Genomic DNA, 13,391 nt, shown 5'->3' on the forward strand with positions numbered 1-13,391 from the left:
CCTTGACGCTGCCCGCTGGAACGCCGGGCCGAAGGCGAGCGGCCCGAGCGGGGCCGGGTGGCACACCGATCGGGTCGGTGGCGCCGGCCACGACCAGACGCCGAACCATGAGCCGGCTCGCGGGTAGTGGGCTCCGGTTTTCGTGGTCGCCGGTCAGGTCACCTCGTAACGTTGTCGGATGATCGGAAACGCGCAACTCCTCGTCGGCCCCCGGGTGGCGGCCCCGCGCGCCGCGGAGCCGGCCGGCGAAGGACCCGTCGGCTGGGTCACCGGCCTCGTCGAACGGCTCGGCGGCCCCGGGGCCGGCCTCGCGGTGGCCCTGGAGAACCTCTTCCCGCCCATCCCCAGCGAGGTGATCCTGCCGCTGGCCGGGTTCACGGCCAGCCAGGGGCGGATGAGCCTGCTCGGGGCGATCGCGTGGACGACCCTCGGGTCGGTGCTGGGCGCGCTGGCCCTGTACCAGATCGGCGCGGCCCTCGGCCGGGACCGGATGCGGGCCCTCGTCGGCCGGCTGCCACTGGTCAAACTGGAGGATGTCGACCGCACCGAGGCGTGGTTCCTCCGGCACGGCGTCAAGGCCGTGTTCCTCGGCCGGATGATTCCGATCTTCCGCAGTCTCGTCTCCATCCCGGCCGGCGTGGAACGGATGCCCGTGCCGGTCTTCCTGCTCTTCACCTCGCTGGGCAGCCTCATCTGGAACAGCGTGTTCGTGCTGGCCGGCTACCTGCTCGGCGAGAACTGGCACGTCGTGGAGGCGTACGTCGGGACGGTGCAGAACGTGGTCATCGTGGTCTGCGTGGGCGCGGTCGGGTGGTTCGTGTTCAGCCGGGTACGCCGGGCCCGCCGCCCGCGCCCCGCCCCGGCCGATCCTCCCCGCGGCACCCTCTACCGGGGCGGCTGGTGGAACCCGGAGGAATCCGAAGACCACTGACCTCGCCTCTGCTTCATTCACCCGGATCCTGGGTGAGCTGCCGCTCGGACCGAGCGGGAACCCTCCAAGATCCCGGTTGGTTGTCGCGAGATGTCCGGTTCCTGCCCTGCCCCGGCGGGTCGAGTGGAAGGCTATTGATGTCTCCGGGGCCGGGATACCTCCATACCGTTCCACCGACCGTCCGCGTCTGGGCGGGGTGTCCGTTTCGCGGGGTGACCGGCGGCATCGCGGCGGCGGAATGGCGGGCGGGTGGGGGTCGTTGTATCCGGGTGAACGACCGAGGACCACGCCCCGCCCGACGGGGTGACTGGCCCGCGTGACAGCCCGCCCCCGCGTGACAGCCCGCCGAGGCGGGGCTGCTCGGCCGGGAATGATGGTGGGCCGCCGGTCGTTGTACATGGTCCCGGCGCGACGAAGAGGCTTCGCCCCGTCCGCTGGATGATCCCCTAAGACTTTCTTGAGCGCCTGACGGTGCTTGCGCACACCACCCCTTGCCGACCCCGTCGGCCCGGGTGTGCGCCAACCCCCGAATGGAGCTACCCCCATGAACACGATGCTGCGTAAGAGTGTGCTGGGTATTGCTGGTCTGGCCTTCACCGGTGGGATCTTCGCCGGTCCGGTCGCCGCCCACGCCGACGCCCGTCCGGTCGAGGGCAAGCCGGCCGCCGTGGCGGTGCAGGGTGACAAGCTGATCCCGCACGGTGTGCAGGGCGCCCAGTCCAAGATCGACCTCAACGACGAGCAGCTGGCCAACGCCAAGGCGATCATCGCCGCCACGAAGAAGGCCGGCCTGCCGGAGCGGGCCGCGGTGATCTCGATCGCCACGAGCCTGCAGGAGTCGAAGCTGGAGAACCTGGGCCACCTCGGCGACAAGAATGACCACGACTCGCTGGGCCTGTTCCAGCAGCGCCCGTCCAGTGGTTGGGGTACGCCGGAGCAGATCACCGACCCCGAGTACTCGACCCTGGCCTTCGAGAAGGGTCTGAAGCAGGTCGACGGCTGGCAGGACATGCCGCTGACCGAGGCCGCCCAGACCGTGCAGGTGTCGGCCTACCCGGACGCGTACGCGCAGTGGGAGCAGCAGGCCGCCGACATCGTCGCCCACAACTGGAACAGCTGACCCGAACAACCGACCGCTGGCCGGCACCCCGAAACCGGGGTGCCGGCCAGCGGCGTATCCGGATCAGGTCAGCAGGGCGCGTACAGGCGACGCGTCCCCGAGCCGGCAGCCCAGGCGGCCGGGTCGCTGAACCGGCAGCCGAAGTCCGGTGCCGCCACCGCCTTCCGGTCGGTGACCGCGTCGCCGGCCGGGCGCTTGCCGGTGCGTACCCAGGAAACCAGGTCGTCCCACGCGGCGCCGGCCTCGGCCGGGCTGAACTCGCAGTGCTGCGCGGCCCGGATCGCCCGCTGCACCACCAGCCGGCTGCGGCCGTGCCACGCGACGTCCCGGGCGTAGGCCTGCTCCATGCCGAACGGCACGAACAGGTCGCCCAGGTCGTGCAGGCTGAGCACCGGCACGGTGGGCCGGCCGCTGATCCGCGGCACCTCGGTCAGGGTCGGGGACAGCCGCTGCCGCAGGTTCTCCGGGGCGACCCGCTGCACGCTCGCGTTGACGTTCACGGGGCTGTTCGGGGCGTACCGGGTGAGCAGGTTCGTGGCGAGCTGGCCGGGCCGCTGGGCGGGGGAGTCGCCGCCGTCGGTGACGGTGATGCTGAACAGGAAGTCCTTCCAGACCGCGAAGGCGGCGTCGGCGCCGGGCCGCGGGCCGCCGGACCGCTCGACGGTGACGGCCCGCAGTTGCTTGCCGAGGTCGTTCGTGGTGTCCGGGCCGCCCGGCTTCAGGTCGGCCAGCCCGAGCGCCACCTGGATCCGCGGCACCGCGTCGGTCAGGTAGTCGTCGGGCGTCGGGTACGCGCGCACCCCGGCGAGGGCCTGCGCGACCAGGTTGTAGTCGAGGAAGAAGTCGAACAGCTCCTGGTCGCCGAGCACCCCGCACATCGGCAGCGCACCGTCGTAGTAGCCCGGGTACTGCTCCAGCGACCGGCCGATGATGTGCCCGCCCATCGAGACGCCGGCGATGAGCACCCGCTTCGGCCGCTTCACCGTGCGGGCGAAGTGGTCGGCCAGATCCCGGGTGCCGAGCACGCCGGAGCGGATGTCGTAGCCGTTGCGGTCGTACGAGGACGACGCCCAGGCGTACCCCTGCGACAGCACCCGCTGCCGCAGGTCGTAGCCCGGCGGCTCGGGGGCGAGCACGGTGCCCTGGCCGCGGTAGCCGTGCGCCCACATCACCAGGTCGCCGTTCCACTTCGCGGGCGTCTCGATGATGAAGCCGGCGTGCGCGTGCACGCCCTGCCGGACGGTGGTGGTGGCGCCGTCGATCACCAGCGGCGCGAGCGGCGGGTTGCTGATGGTGTAGCCGGGCAGTGGCTGGGTGCCGTCGTCCTGACGGTCGGCGGCGGAGGCGGGCGCGGCGCCGGCGAGGCCGACCGCGAGGGTGAGGGCCGCGCCGGCGGCGAGCAGCCGGCGCAGGAGGCGGGTGGGTGAGGTCAGCATCGGTGCTCCCCCGGGGACGGGTGCCGCCCCGGGACGGGGGCGGCCAGGCGGGACGGATGCCTACCGGCCGGTAGCGCCCTGAACCTAGGACGGGCTTCGAAACCTGTCAATCGTTGACTGACCGAACGGTCAGCCAAGTTCGGCCGGTCCGACCACAGTGGCCGCTCACACCAACCCGTGTGCCAGCATCGCCTCCGCCACCCGCCGGAACCCGTTGATGTTCGCCCCGGCCACGTAGTCGCCCGGCAGCCCGTACTCCTCGGCGGTGGTCCAGCAGCGGGCGTGGATGTCCCGCATCGTCTCCCGCAGCCGCTGCTCCGACTGGGCGAACGTCCACGAGTCGCGGCTGGCGTTCTGCTGCATCTCCAGCGCGCTCACCGCCACCCCGCCGGCGTTCGCGGCCTTGCCCGGGGCGAACCGCACCCCGGCCCGGCTGAGAATCCGCACGGCCTCCGGCGTGGTGGGCATGTTCGCCCCCTCGACCACCGCGACACAGCCGCCGGCCACGAGCGCCGCGGCCTCCGCGCCGCCGATCTCGTTCTGCGTCGCGCACGGCAGCGCCAGATCGCACGGCACCTCCCAGACGGTACGACCGGAGACCGCCACCGCGTGCGGCACGTGCCGGACGTAGTCGTCGAGCCGGGCCCGGTGCTCCTCCTTCAACTCGCGCAGCAGGGCCAGGTCGATGCCCTTCTCGTCCAGCACGTAGCCGTCCGAATCGGAGCACGCCACCACCGTGCCGCCGAGCTGGTGCACCTTCTCGATCGCGTAGATGGCCACGTTGCCGGAGCCGGAGACCACCACCCGCTTGCCGTCCAGGCTGTCCCCGGTCTGCTTCAACATCTCCTCGGCGAAGAAGACCGCCCCGTAGCCGGTCGCCTCCCGCCGCACCTGCGCACCCCCGTACGACAGGCCCTTGCCGGTGAGCACACCCGACTCGTACCGGTTGGTGATCCGCTTGTACTGGCCGAACAGGTAGCCGATCTCCCGGCCACCCACCCCGATGTCCCCGGCCGGCACGTCGGTCTGCGCGCCGATGTGCCGGTACAGCTCGGTCATGAAACTCTGGCAGAACCGCATCACCTCGCGGTCCGAGCGGCCCTTCGGGTCGAAGTCCGCCCCGCCCTTGCCGCCGCCGATCGGCAGGCCGGTCAGCGCGTTCTTGAAGATCTGCTCGAAACCGAGGAACTTCACGATCCCCAGGTAGACCGACGGGTGGAAGCGCAGACCACCCTTGAACGGGCCCAGCGCGCTGTTGAACTCCACCCGGAAACCGCGGTTCACCCGGACCCGGCCGTGGTCGTCCTCCCACGGCACCCGGAAGATGACCTGCCGCTCCGGCTCGCAGATCCGCTCGATGACGCACGCGTGCGCGTACTCGGGGTGGCGGGCCAGGGCCGGCCCAATGCTCTCCAGCACCTCCCGTACGGCCTGGTGGAACTCGGGCTCACCCGGGTTCCGCTTGACCACGTTCGCGAACACCGTCTCGACGGTCTCCGGCATCACGGACACGTCCCTTCCGGTCCCGGTGCCGGCCTCGTCGCCACCACCGCCCCGGGGTACGGATCGTCACCGCCGTCCGGTTCACCGCGTGGGTGGACGAGTTGATCTGGAAGACGGCAGGGGATGCCCGCGCCTGGCTGGACGCGGCCAACGGCACCGGGGACGCCGAGCTGACCTGTCGCCTCCTCAAGCTCACCGAGGAGGCGGGGGAGGCGCCGCCGCCTGGATCGGCGTGCTCGGCCACAATCGGCCGGCTCGGAGTGCCGCGTGGGTGGAATGTCCGGTTCACACGCGGCCTCGGTCGCTGAGTGGAACCTCATGTATGTCTCCGGTGCCGGGATACCTCCATGGCGTTCCACCGACCGTCCCGGACTGCGCGGGGTGTCCGTTTCGTGCGGTGACTGGCGGCATCCCGGCGGCGGAATGGCCGGCGGGCCGGGGTCGTTGTATCCATGTGAACGACCGAGGACCACGCCCCGCCCGACGGGGTGACCGGCCCGCGTGACAGCCCGCCGAGGCGGGACTGCTCGGCCGGGAATGACGGTGGCCCGGCGGTCGTTGTACATGGTCCCGGCGCGACGAAGAGGCCCCGCCCCGCGCGCTGGATGATCCCCCAAGACTTTCCCCTTTGAGCGCCTGACGGTGCTTGCGCACACCACCCCTTGCCGACCCCCATCGGCCGCGTGCGCCAACCCCCGAATGGAGCTACCCCCATGAACACGATGCTGCGTAAGAGCGTGCTGGGTATTGCTGGTCTGGCCTTCACCGGTGGCATCTTCGCCGGCCCGGTCGCCGCCCACGCCGACGCTGCCCCCGTGCAGGGCACCACGCCGGTCGCGGTGAGCGTGCAGGGCGCCCAGTCCAAGATCGAGCTGAACGGTGAGCAGACGGCCAACGCCAAGGCGATCATCGCGGCGACGAAGAAGGCGGGCCTGCCGGAGCGGGCGGCGGTGATCTCGATCGCCACGAGCCTGCAGGAGTCGAAGCTGGAGAACCTGGGGCACCTCGGCGACGCCAACGACCACGACTCGCTGGGCCTGTTCCAGCAGCGCCCCACCAGTGGCTGGGGCACGCCGGAGCAGATCACCAACCCGGAGTACTCGACGCTGGCGTTCCTGAAGGGCCTGAAGCAGGTCGACGGCTGGGACAAGATGCCCCTGACCGACGCCGCGCAGACCGTGCAGGTCTCGGCCTACCCGGACGCCTACGCGCAGTGGGAGCAGCAGGCCACCGACATCGTCACCCACAACTGGAACAGCTGACAGCCGAACGAACGCTGGCCGGCACCCCCGAGCGGGGTGCCGGCCAGCGGCGTCTCCAGGAATGAACTGAACCCGGAACGGAGACGTATCAGCCGATGGGGACCGGTGAGAGGGGACAACCATGACCGACTCTGAGCCGACCGGGTCGGGATGGTCCGGAGCTGCGCGCCTGCTGGCCGCCGCCGCCGTGCTGGTGGTGGCACTCGGCGTGGCGGCCGTGGTCGTGACGCTGTCCCATCCGGCCCGGCTCGGGGTCGCCTTCTCCGGCGAGGCGCCCCCGCTGACCGGGGGCGACCGGCCGACGCCGGCCGAGGGCGACCAGCCACCGGCCGAGGGCCACGGATCCACGCCGACCGGGGGCCGGCAGGTGACGCCCGACGGCCACCGGCCCACGCTGGGCGACGGCCACCAGCCGGGCGGTGTGACCGCCGCCGCCGAGGAGACGCTCACCGCCCCGCGGGGCGACCGGCGGCAGGCCGACTTCGAGCTGGTCGACCCGCTCGCCAGCTTCGCCCTGCGGGCCGCGGACCTCGGCGACGACCTGTACCGGGTCGGCGCGCCCGAGGGCGCGGGCGTGACCCCGCGGCCCGAGCTGGCCGGGGACCGGGTCCGGCTGCGCGTCCAGGACAACGGCCGGTCGGGGCCGGCCGCCGTCGAGGTGGTGCTCAACTCCCGGGTCACCTGGCGGCTGCGCCTGGCCAGCGGGGTCAGCGAGCAGCGGCTCGACCTGGGCGGGGCCCGGCTGGCGGGGGTCGAGCTGGTCGGCGGGGCGTCCCGGACCGGCCTGCGGCTGCCGCCGTTACGCGGGGCGCTGACCGTACGGGTGAGCGGCGGAATGAGCGAGCTGACGGTGATCGTTCCCGGCGGGTCGCCGGCCCGGGTGCGGGTCGCGGCGGGCGCGGGTTCGGTGGCCGTGTACGACGATCGCCGCACCGGGGTGGCCGCCGGCCAGGTGATCAGCTCACCCGGCTGGGACGGAGCCCGCGACCGGCTCGACCTCGACCTGGTGGCCGGCGCGAACGCGGTCAGCGTCTCGGCCGGTTGAGCGCGGTGAACACGGTGAGCGTGTCGGCCGGTGAGCGCCGCGAACGCGGTCAGCGTCTCGGCCGGCTGAGCGAGATGAAGACAGTCCGTGTCGCGGCCCACGGAGCAGGGCGAACACCGTGAGCGTCGCGGGCGGCTGAGCGTACAGTCGGGCGGTGGACCGTACCGAATCCCTGCCGGCGCAGACCCTCCCACCTGGCGTGGGCTCCACGGACCCGGGCAGCGTGCTGCTGCCCGGGCACGACGTGCCGTTGGGGCGCTACACCACGGTGCGCCGGCTGCTGCCGCAGCGGCAGCGGCGGCTGGTCGGGGCCTGGTGTTTCGTCGACCATTTCGGACCGGACGACGTGGCCGAGCGCCCGGGCATGGAGGTGCCGCCGCACCCGCACACCGGGCTGCAGACGGTGACCTGGCTGCTCGACGGGGAGATCCTGCACCGGGACAGCCTGGGCAACGTCCAGCCGATCCGCCCCGGCCAGCTCAACGTGATGACCTCGGGCCACGGCATCGCCCACTCCGAACGTTCGCCCCTGGTGCACCCGCCGGTGATGCACGGCGTGCAGCTCTGGGTGGCGTTGCCGGACCCGGCCCGGGCCGGCGCGGCCGACTTCGCGCACCACGCCGACCTGCCCCGGTGGGCGGACGGCGACCTGGACGTCACGCTGCTCGTCGGCGAGGTGGGCGGGGAGCGCTCCCCGGCCGTGGTGCACACCCCGCTGGTCGGCGCGCAGCTCGAGGTCCGCGGCCCGGCGCCGGCCACGCTGCCGCTGCGCCGCGACTTCGAGTACGGGCTGCTCGCCATGTCCGGCTCCGCCGAGGTGGACGGGGTGGCCTTCGCCCCCGGTGCGTTGCTCTACCTGGGCGCCGGCCGGGACGCGCTGACCCTGCGGGCCGCCCCGGGCAGCCGGCTGCTGCTGCTCGGCGGCACGCCGTTCGAGGAGCCGCTGGTGATGTGGTGGAACTTCGTCGGCCGGTCGCACGAGGAGGTGGCGGCCGCCCGCGAGGACTGGATGGCGGGCCGGCGGTTCGGCACGGTCGCCGACGACGCGGCGCCTCCGCTGCCCGCCCCGGCGCTGCCCACCACCCGGCTCAAGGCGCGGGACCGGCGCGGCGGCACGCTCGGCTGAATGCCCCGGCCCGCCCCGGGTAGACGGCGGGCATGCCCACCACCAGTGCGATTTCCAGTGTTGAGGACAAGAAGCGGCTGGTCCGCCGGCTCGCCGGGGACGGGCGGGGGTTCGCCGAACGCTACGGGTTCCGGGTCACGAACAACCCGTCCCAGCTGTTCCAGGTGCTCTACCTGTCCGTTCTGCTCAGTCGGCGGGGCGACTTCCACAAGGCGATCGACGCGGCGACGGGGTTGCGGGACGCCGGCTGGGACAGCGCCGCCCGGCTGGCCCGCTCGTTGCACGCCGACCGGGTCCGCGTGCTGCGCGCCGCGGGGCAGCGTGGCGACGTGGACGCGCTCGCCGCCACGCTCGGGGACCTGGCGCAGAACGTGGTGGACGCGTACCGGGGCGACCTGCGCCGGCTGCGCACCGAGGCGCACCAGGATCCGGGCCGGGAGCGGCGGTTGCTGACCGGGCTGCCCGGAGTGGACGACGAGGTCGTGGACCTGTTCCTGCGCGAGGTGCAGGCGGTGTGGCGTGAGGTGGCGCCGGTGGCCGACCGGCGGGCGCTCGCGGCGGCCCGCCGGCTGGGGCTGGGCCGCTCCGCCGACGACCTGGCCGGGCTGGCCGGGAGCGGCGAGTCGGAGCGGCTGGCCTGGCTGGTCGGGGCGCTGGCCCGGGTGGACCTGGAGAAGCGGTACGCCGAGGTGACCAGGTGACCGGGACGTGCCACGGGCCACAATTTCGCGATACTCACCCGTTCGGCTGATGCCCCGTCGTATGATGATCGTGGCAGCGATGCCCGCCCGGTTCGGGCGAACATCCACCGCCTGTCGGTCGCGACCCGGTTCGGGCGCGGACCGGCGGGGACAGGTGCTGCGTGGCGCCCCAGGTCGCGGTTCGTGGCCCGGGGCGCCCGCCTGTCGCCGGGGTTCCCAGACGCACTGGGCAAGGCTCACTGCGCGAGGCTGGCGAGCAGGTTCACCGTGGCGGCGATGATGACCGCACCGAACAGATACGACAGCAGCACGTGCCGCAGCGCCGTGCGGCGCATCTCTGAGCTGCACAGGTCGGTGTCGGAGACCTGGAAGGTCGCGCCGACCGTGAAGCCCACGTACGCGAAGTCGGAGAAGCAGGGCGGCTCCTCCTGGTGGAAGTTGATCCCGCCCGGCTCACCGCTGTAGTACAGCCGGGCGTACCGCGTGGTGTAGACGGTGTGCACCACGAACCAGGCGACCACGATGCTCAGCACGCCGAGAGCACCGTAGAGGTCCCGGAGCAGTCCGGGCTGGAGGCTGTGCGTGGTGGTCAGCACCATGCCGACCGCGAGCAGGCTGGCCAGGCAGGCGGCCAGCAGCAGGGCGTCGCGGGTGGCCCGGTTGGGGTCCTCCAGCTTCGCCAACCGTGCGGTCCGCTCGGCGTCCAGCCGGGACAGCCGTCCCCACTGCAGAGCCAGCCAGCTCAGCGCGGCCGCGTCCCACCCCACCAGCGGGGCGAGGGCCGGCCTGAGCATGACAACGGTGGCGCCGGCGGCGACGCCGCCGACCAGCGCCATCACCACGAGCTGGAGCGCCGCCGGCACGTGCCCGTGGACCCGGCCGGCCGTCCAACGCGGCACCGAGCGGGGTCAGATGCCGCGCAGGTGCTGCGAGACCCGCGGGTGGCGGTCCCGGGCCTGCGCCGCGCGCTGCGAGCGACCCACCTCGGGGGCGGCGTCGATGCCCGCCGAGCGGGCCACCTCGGTGCCGTTGGCGTAGTCCACCGGCGGCAGCGCCCGCAGCGCCTTCAACACCTCCGGCGGCGCGCCCTCCCGTTCGGCCTCCTGGATGACGTCGTCCTTGCCGGCCGGGTAGTCCAGCGCGGACAGATACTCGAGGACGTCGGTGTAACTCGCCATGGGTGGGGCTCCTCGCGCCTGTAGTTGCGGTCACGACCGGCGGCGGTTACCCGCCGGACCGCGGGTCACGCCCGGGACCGGTGGAAATCCGCCGCGGTTTCCGCGCCGCCGGGACGGGTAGCCGCGCGGTGCTGAGCACCGAAGGGAGTACCACCCATGCACTACCTCACCTTCGTCGGCCGGGTGGCGCGGCGTACCGGAGGGTCCCAGGAGCGGGCGGCGGAGCTGACGCGGGCCACGCTGGCGACGCTCACCGACCGGTTGACCGGCGGCGAGGTGCTGGATCTCGCCGCGCAGCTGCCGAAGCCCCTCCAGGGGCTGCTCAAGCCGGACCCCCGGGCCGAGGCGGCCGACCGCTTCGGGGCGGCCGAGTTCGTCACCCGGGTGTCCGTGCGCGCCGGCGTCGACGAGAACACCGCCCGCGACGGGGTGCGCGCCGTGTTCTGCACCCTGCGCGAGGCGATCACCGGTGGGGAGTTCCAGGACGTGGTGGTCCAGTTGCCGCGCGACTTCCGGGACATGGTGGAGCCGGCCCTGGCGCCCGCCGCGGCCCGCCGCTGACGCCGAGCCGGGCCGGGTGCGGCGCCGGGTGAGCGGTCAGGCGACCGTGCCGGCGGCGCGCAGGGCGGCGATCCGTTCCGCGTCGAGACCGGCCTCGGCCAGCAGCTCGTCGGTGTGCTCACCGGGTCGGGGCGGCGGCCGGCGTACGGAGGTGGGGGTGGCCGAGAAGCGCGGCGCGGGGGCCGGCTGGGGGACCCCGTCGGGCGCGACGAAGACCTCCCGGGCGGCCAGGTGCGGGTGCTCCGGGGCCTCGGCCCAGTCGAGCACGGGCGCCGCGCAGGCGTCCGAGCCGGCCAGCAGGGCGGCCCACTCGTCCCGGGTGCGGGTGCGGAACAGCCGGGCCCAGGCCGACCGCAGCGCCGGCCAGTTCGCCGGGTCGTGCCGGTCGGGGGCCTCGTCGCCGTCGAGCGGGAAGCCGGTGAGCCGGACCAGCTCGTCGTGGAACCGCGGCTCCAGGGCGCCCACGGCGAGGTGCCGCCCGTCGGCGCACTCGTACGTGTCGTAGAAGGGTGCGCCGCCGTCGAGCAGGTTCACCCCGCGCGGGTCCTGCCACATGCCGACGCGGCGCAGCGCGTGGATCTGGGTGGCCAGCACCGACACGCCGTCCACGATCGCGGCGTCGACCACCTGGCCGGGGGCGCCGGCGCGGACCGCGTACAGCGCCGCCACGACGCCGAGGGCCAGCATCATCCCGCCGCCGCCGAAGTCGCCGAGCAGGTTCATGGGCGGCACAGGGCGTTCGCCGGCCCGGCCGACGCCGTGCAGCGCGCCGGTCAGCGCCAGGTAGTCGATGTCGTGGCCGGCCGTGTGGGCGAGCGGGCCGTCCTGCCCCCAGCCGGTCATCCGCCCGTACACCAGTTTGGGGTTGATGGCGTGGCAGTCGTCCGGGCCGAGGCCGAGCCGCTCGGTGACGCCGGGCCGGAAGCCCTCGACCAGCGCGTCCGCCCCGGCGACCAGGGCCAGCACCAGCTCGCGTCCCTCGGGCGTCTTGAGGTCGACGGCGAGCGAGCGGCGGTTGCGGTTCAGCAGGTCGCCCGGGATGTCGCCGAAGCCGCCGCCGCCGATCCGGTCCACCCGCACCACGTCCGCGCCGAGGTCGGCGAGCATCATGGCGGCGAACGGCCCGGGCCCGATGCCGGCCAGCTCGATCACCCGTACGCCGGTCAGCGGCCCGTTGTTCATCGCGTCACCATAGGGCCCGGGTGGCCCGGGCACCACGCCCCACCGCCCCGCACAGCGGTTGACCAGGGCAATCATCCGCGTCGAAACTTGGCGTGCGGGTTGAGGTTGCCCTAACCTTGGAGCCTCGAGGGGAGTACTTCCCACGAACCATTCCGGTCAGTACGGCGGGCCCCGGGCGCGCCTCGGGTGGTTGCCCACCATGGGTGGGTGAAGGAGACCTCGGACATGGCACCGTGTTCGAGGAGGCTCCATGACCGAGTTGTCGTACCTGTCCGCTGCCGAGCTGTCGTCGGTGGGGACCCCCACCCTGTGGGCGGTGACCATCGCGGGCGTGCTGGCGCTGCTGGTGCTCGACTTCCTGGTCACCCGGCGGCCGCACGAGGTCTCCCTCAAGGAGGCGCTGGGCTGGTCGGCCTTCTACATCGCCCTGCCATTGGCCTTCGGCGGCTGGGTGTGGGGCCGCTACGGGTCCGAGCAGGGCGTGCAATATCTCACCGGTTACCTGGTGGAGAAGTCGCTCTCGGTCGACAACCTCTTCGTCTTCATGCTGCTGCTGGCCGCGTTCGCGGTGCCCGCCGTGCTGGCCCAGCGGGTGCTGCTCTACGGCATCGCCGGCGCGCTGGTGTTGCGCGCGATCTTCATCGCCCTGGGCGCCGCCGCCCTGCAGACTCTCGACTTCGCCTTCCTGCTCTTCGCCCTCATCCTGATCGCCACCGCGGTCAAGCTGCTGCGCGACGCCCTCACCGGGCACGAGCAGGAGGTCGACATCGACAAGATGCGGTCGGTCCGGCTGCTGCGCAAGGTCATGCCGGTGGTCGACGAGTACCACGGTCCGAAGATGACCATCCGGCAGCACGGCCGGCGGGCGCTCACCCCGTTCGCCCTCGTGGTGGTCGCGGTGCTCGCCACCGACGTGGTCTTCGCCGTCGACTCGGTGCCGGCCGTCTACGGCATCACCGAGGACCCCTACCTGGTCTTCGCCACCAACGCGTTCGCCCTGCTCGGCCTGCGGGCGCTCTACTTCGTCCTGCACGCCGCCCTGAGCCGCCTCGTGCACCTCAGCTACGGCCTGGCCGCCATCCTCGCCTTCATCGGCCTCAAGCTGGGCCTGCACTGGGCGCACGGCATCTGGCCGGGCGTGCCGCAGATCCCCACCCTCGCTTCGCTGGGCGTCATCATCGGCGTCCTGGTGATCGTCACCCTGACCAGCCTGCGCGCGACCCGCGACCGCACGCCCGGGGAGCGGTCGGTCGTCGCCGAGCGGCGGTGACCCGGCCGCCGCGCCGGTCACCCGGCGCGGCGGCTCCCGGCCGAACCCGTCGCCCCGACCCCACCCCAGGTGGTAC

Annotated in this window: 14 protein-coding genes; 9 read left to right on the top strand and 5 right to left on the bottom strand. The window is 73.1% G+C overall.

Annotated features, from left to right (window positions below; genetic code table 11):
- Nucleotides 1-178 precede the first annotated feature (178 nt).
- Entirely contained in the window at nt 179-931 is a 753-nt protein-coding gene (locus ACQP12_RS12340; protein WP_433287580.1) for a DedA family protein, read from the top strand.
- A gap of 544 nt (nt 932-1,475) precedes the next feature.
- Nucleotides 1,476-2,051: a hypothetical protein gene (locus ACQP12_RS12345; protein ID WP_357950863.1), complete on the top strand. Its 576-nt coding sequence runs from the start codon at nt 1,476-1,478 to the stop codon at nt 2,049-2,051.
- 68 nt (nt 2,052-2,119) lie between these two features.
- Here ACQP12_RS12345 and ACQP12_RS12350 read toward each other — a convergent pair whose 3' ends face one another.
- Together ACQP12_RS12350 and gdhA are read right to left on the bottom strand one after the other, a co-directional pair.
- Nucleotides 2,120-3,487: an alpha/beta hydrolase family protein gene (locus ACQP12_RS12350; RefSeq protein WP_433287582.1), complete on the bottom strand. Its 1,368-nt coding sequence runs from the start codon at nt 3,485-3,487 to the stop codon at nt 2,120-2,122.
- A 165-nt stretch (nt 3,488-3,652) separates the two neighbouring features.
- On the bottom strand, nt 3,653-4,990 hold the full coding sequence (gene gdhA, locus ACQP12_RS12355; protein ID WP_357944703.1) for an NADP-specific glutamate dehydrogenase: 1,338 nt from the start codon (nt 4,988-4,990) through the stop codon (nt 3,653-3,655).
- A 92-nt stretch (nt 4,991-5,082) separates the two neighbouring features.
- Between gdhA and ACQP12_RS12360 the strand changes: the two genes are divergently transcribed.
- The 5 genes from ACQP12_RS12360 to ACQP12_RS12380 all read left to right on the top strand — a co-directional run bounded on the left by ACQP12_RS12360 (nt 5,083) and on the right by ACQP12_RS12380 (nt 9,124).
- Nucleotides 5,083-5,298, top strand: coding sequence for a hypothetical protein (locus ACQP12_RS12360; protein WP_433287584.1), 216 nt, complete (start codon nt 5,083-5,085; stop codon nt 5,296-5,298).
- 405 nt (nt 5,299-5,703) lie between these two features.
- Complete coding sequence (locus tag ACQP12_RS12365) at nt 5,704-6,252, top strand: hypothetical protein (protein ID WP_433287586.1); 549 nt, start codon at nt 5,704-5,706, stop codon at nt 6,250-6,252.
- A gap of 121 nt (nt 6,253-6,373) precedes the next feature.
- Nucleotides 6,374-7,297 (top strand): hypothetical protein, encoded by a 924-nt coding sequence (locus tag ACQP12_RS12370; RefSeq protein WP_433287588.1) that lies wholly within the window; start codon nt 6,374-6,376, stop codon nt 7,295-7,297.
- Nucleotides 7,298-7,451: 154 nt separating this feature from the next.
- Complete coding sequence (locus ACQP12_RS12375; RefSeq protein WP_433287590.1) at nt 7,452-8,423, top strand: pirin family protein; 972 nt, start codon at nt 7,452-7,454, stop codon at nt 8,421-8,423.
- Between the two features lie 32 nt (nt 8,424-8,455).
- Nucleotides 8,456-9,124 (top strand): hypothetical protein, encoded by a 669-nt coding sequence (locus ACQP12_RS12380; RefSeq protein WP_433287592.1) that lies wholly within the window; start codon nt 8,456-8,458, stop codon nt 9,122-9,124.
- A gap of 236 nt (nt 9,125-9,360) precedes the next feature.
- On the opposite strand, the gene ACQP12_RS12385 is transcribed toward ACQP12_RS12380, so the two are convergent.
- Nucleotides 9,361-10,023, bottom strand: a complete 663-nt coding sequence (locus tag ACQP12_RS12385; protein ID WP_433287594.1) for a DUF1345 domain-containing protein — start codon at nt 10,021-10,023, stop codon at nt 9,361-9,363.
- Nucleotides 10,024-10,032: 9 nt separating this feature from the next.
- The gene (locus ACQP12_RS12390; protein WP_091266256.1) at nt 10,033-10,302 is read right to left on the bottom strand and encodes a DUF2795 domain-containing protein; all 270 of its coding nucleotides are present in this window, start codon (nt 10,300-10,302) and stop codon (nt 10,033-10,035) included.
- Nucleotides 10,303-10,458: 156 nt separating this feature from the next.
- Between ACQP12_RS12390 and ACQP12_RS12395 the strand changes: the two genes are divergently transcribed.
- Nucleotides 10,459-10,863 carry a DUF2267 domain-containing protein gene (locus ACQP12_RS12395; RefSeq protein ID WP_433287596.1) on the top strand — a complete coding sequence of 135 codons (405 nt, stop codon included), beginning with the start codon at nt 10,459-10,461 and terminating at the stop codon, nt 10,861-10,863.
- A 36-nt stretch (nt 10,864-10,899) separates the two neighbouring features.
- Here ACQP12_RS12395 and ACQP12_RS12400 read toward each other — a convergent pair whose 3' ends face one another.
- On the bottom strand, nt 10,900-12,045 hold the full coding sequence (locus ACQP12_RS12400) for a CaiB/BaiF CoA transferase family protein (protein WP_433287598.1): 1,146 nt from the start codon (nt 12,043-12,045) through the stop codon (nt 10,900-10,902).
- 250 nt (nt 12,046-12,295) lie between these two features.
- On the opposite strand from ACQP12_RS12400, the gene ACQP12_RS12405 reads away from it, so the two are divergent.
- The gene (locus ACQP12_RS12405) at nt 12,296-13,315 is read left to right on the top strand and encodes a TerC family protein (protein WP_433287600.1); all 1,020 of its coding nucleotides are present in this window, start codon (nt 12,296-12,298) and stop codon (nt 13,313-13,315) included.
- The last annotated feature ends 76 nt before the right edge of the window (nt 13,316-13,391 follow it).

The sequence above is a fragment of the Micromonospora sp. CA-244673 genome, from assembly GCF_050948395.1.
GTDB lineage: Bacteria > Actinomycetota > Actinomycetes > Mycobacteriales > Micromonosporaceae > Micromonospora.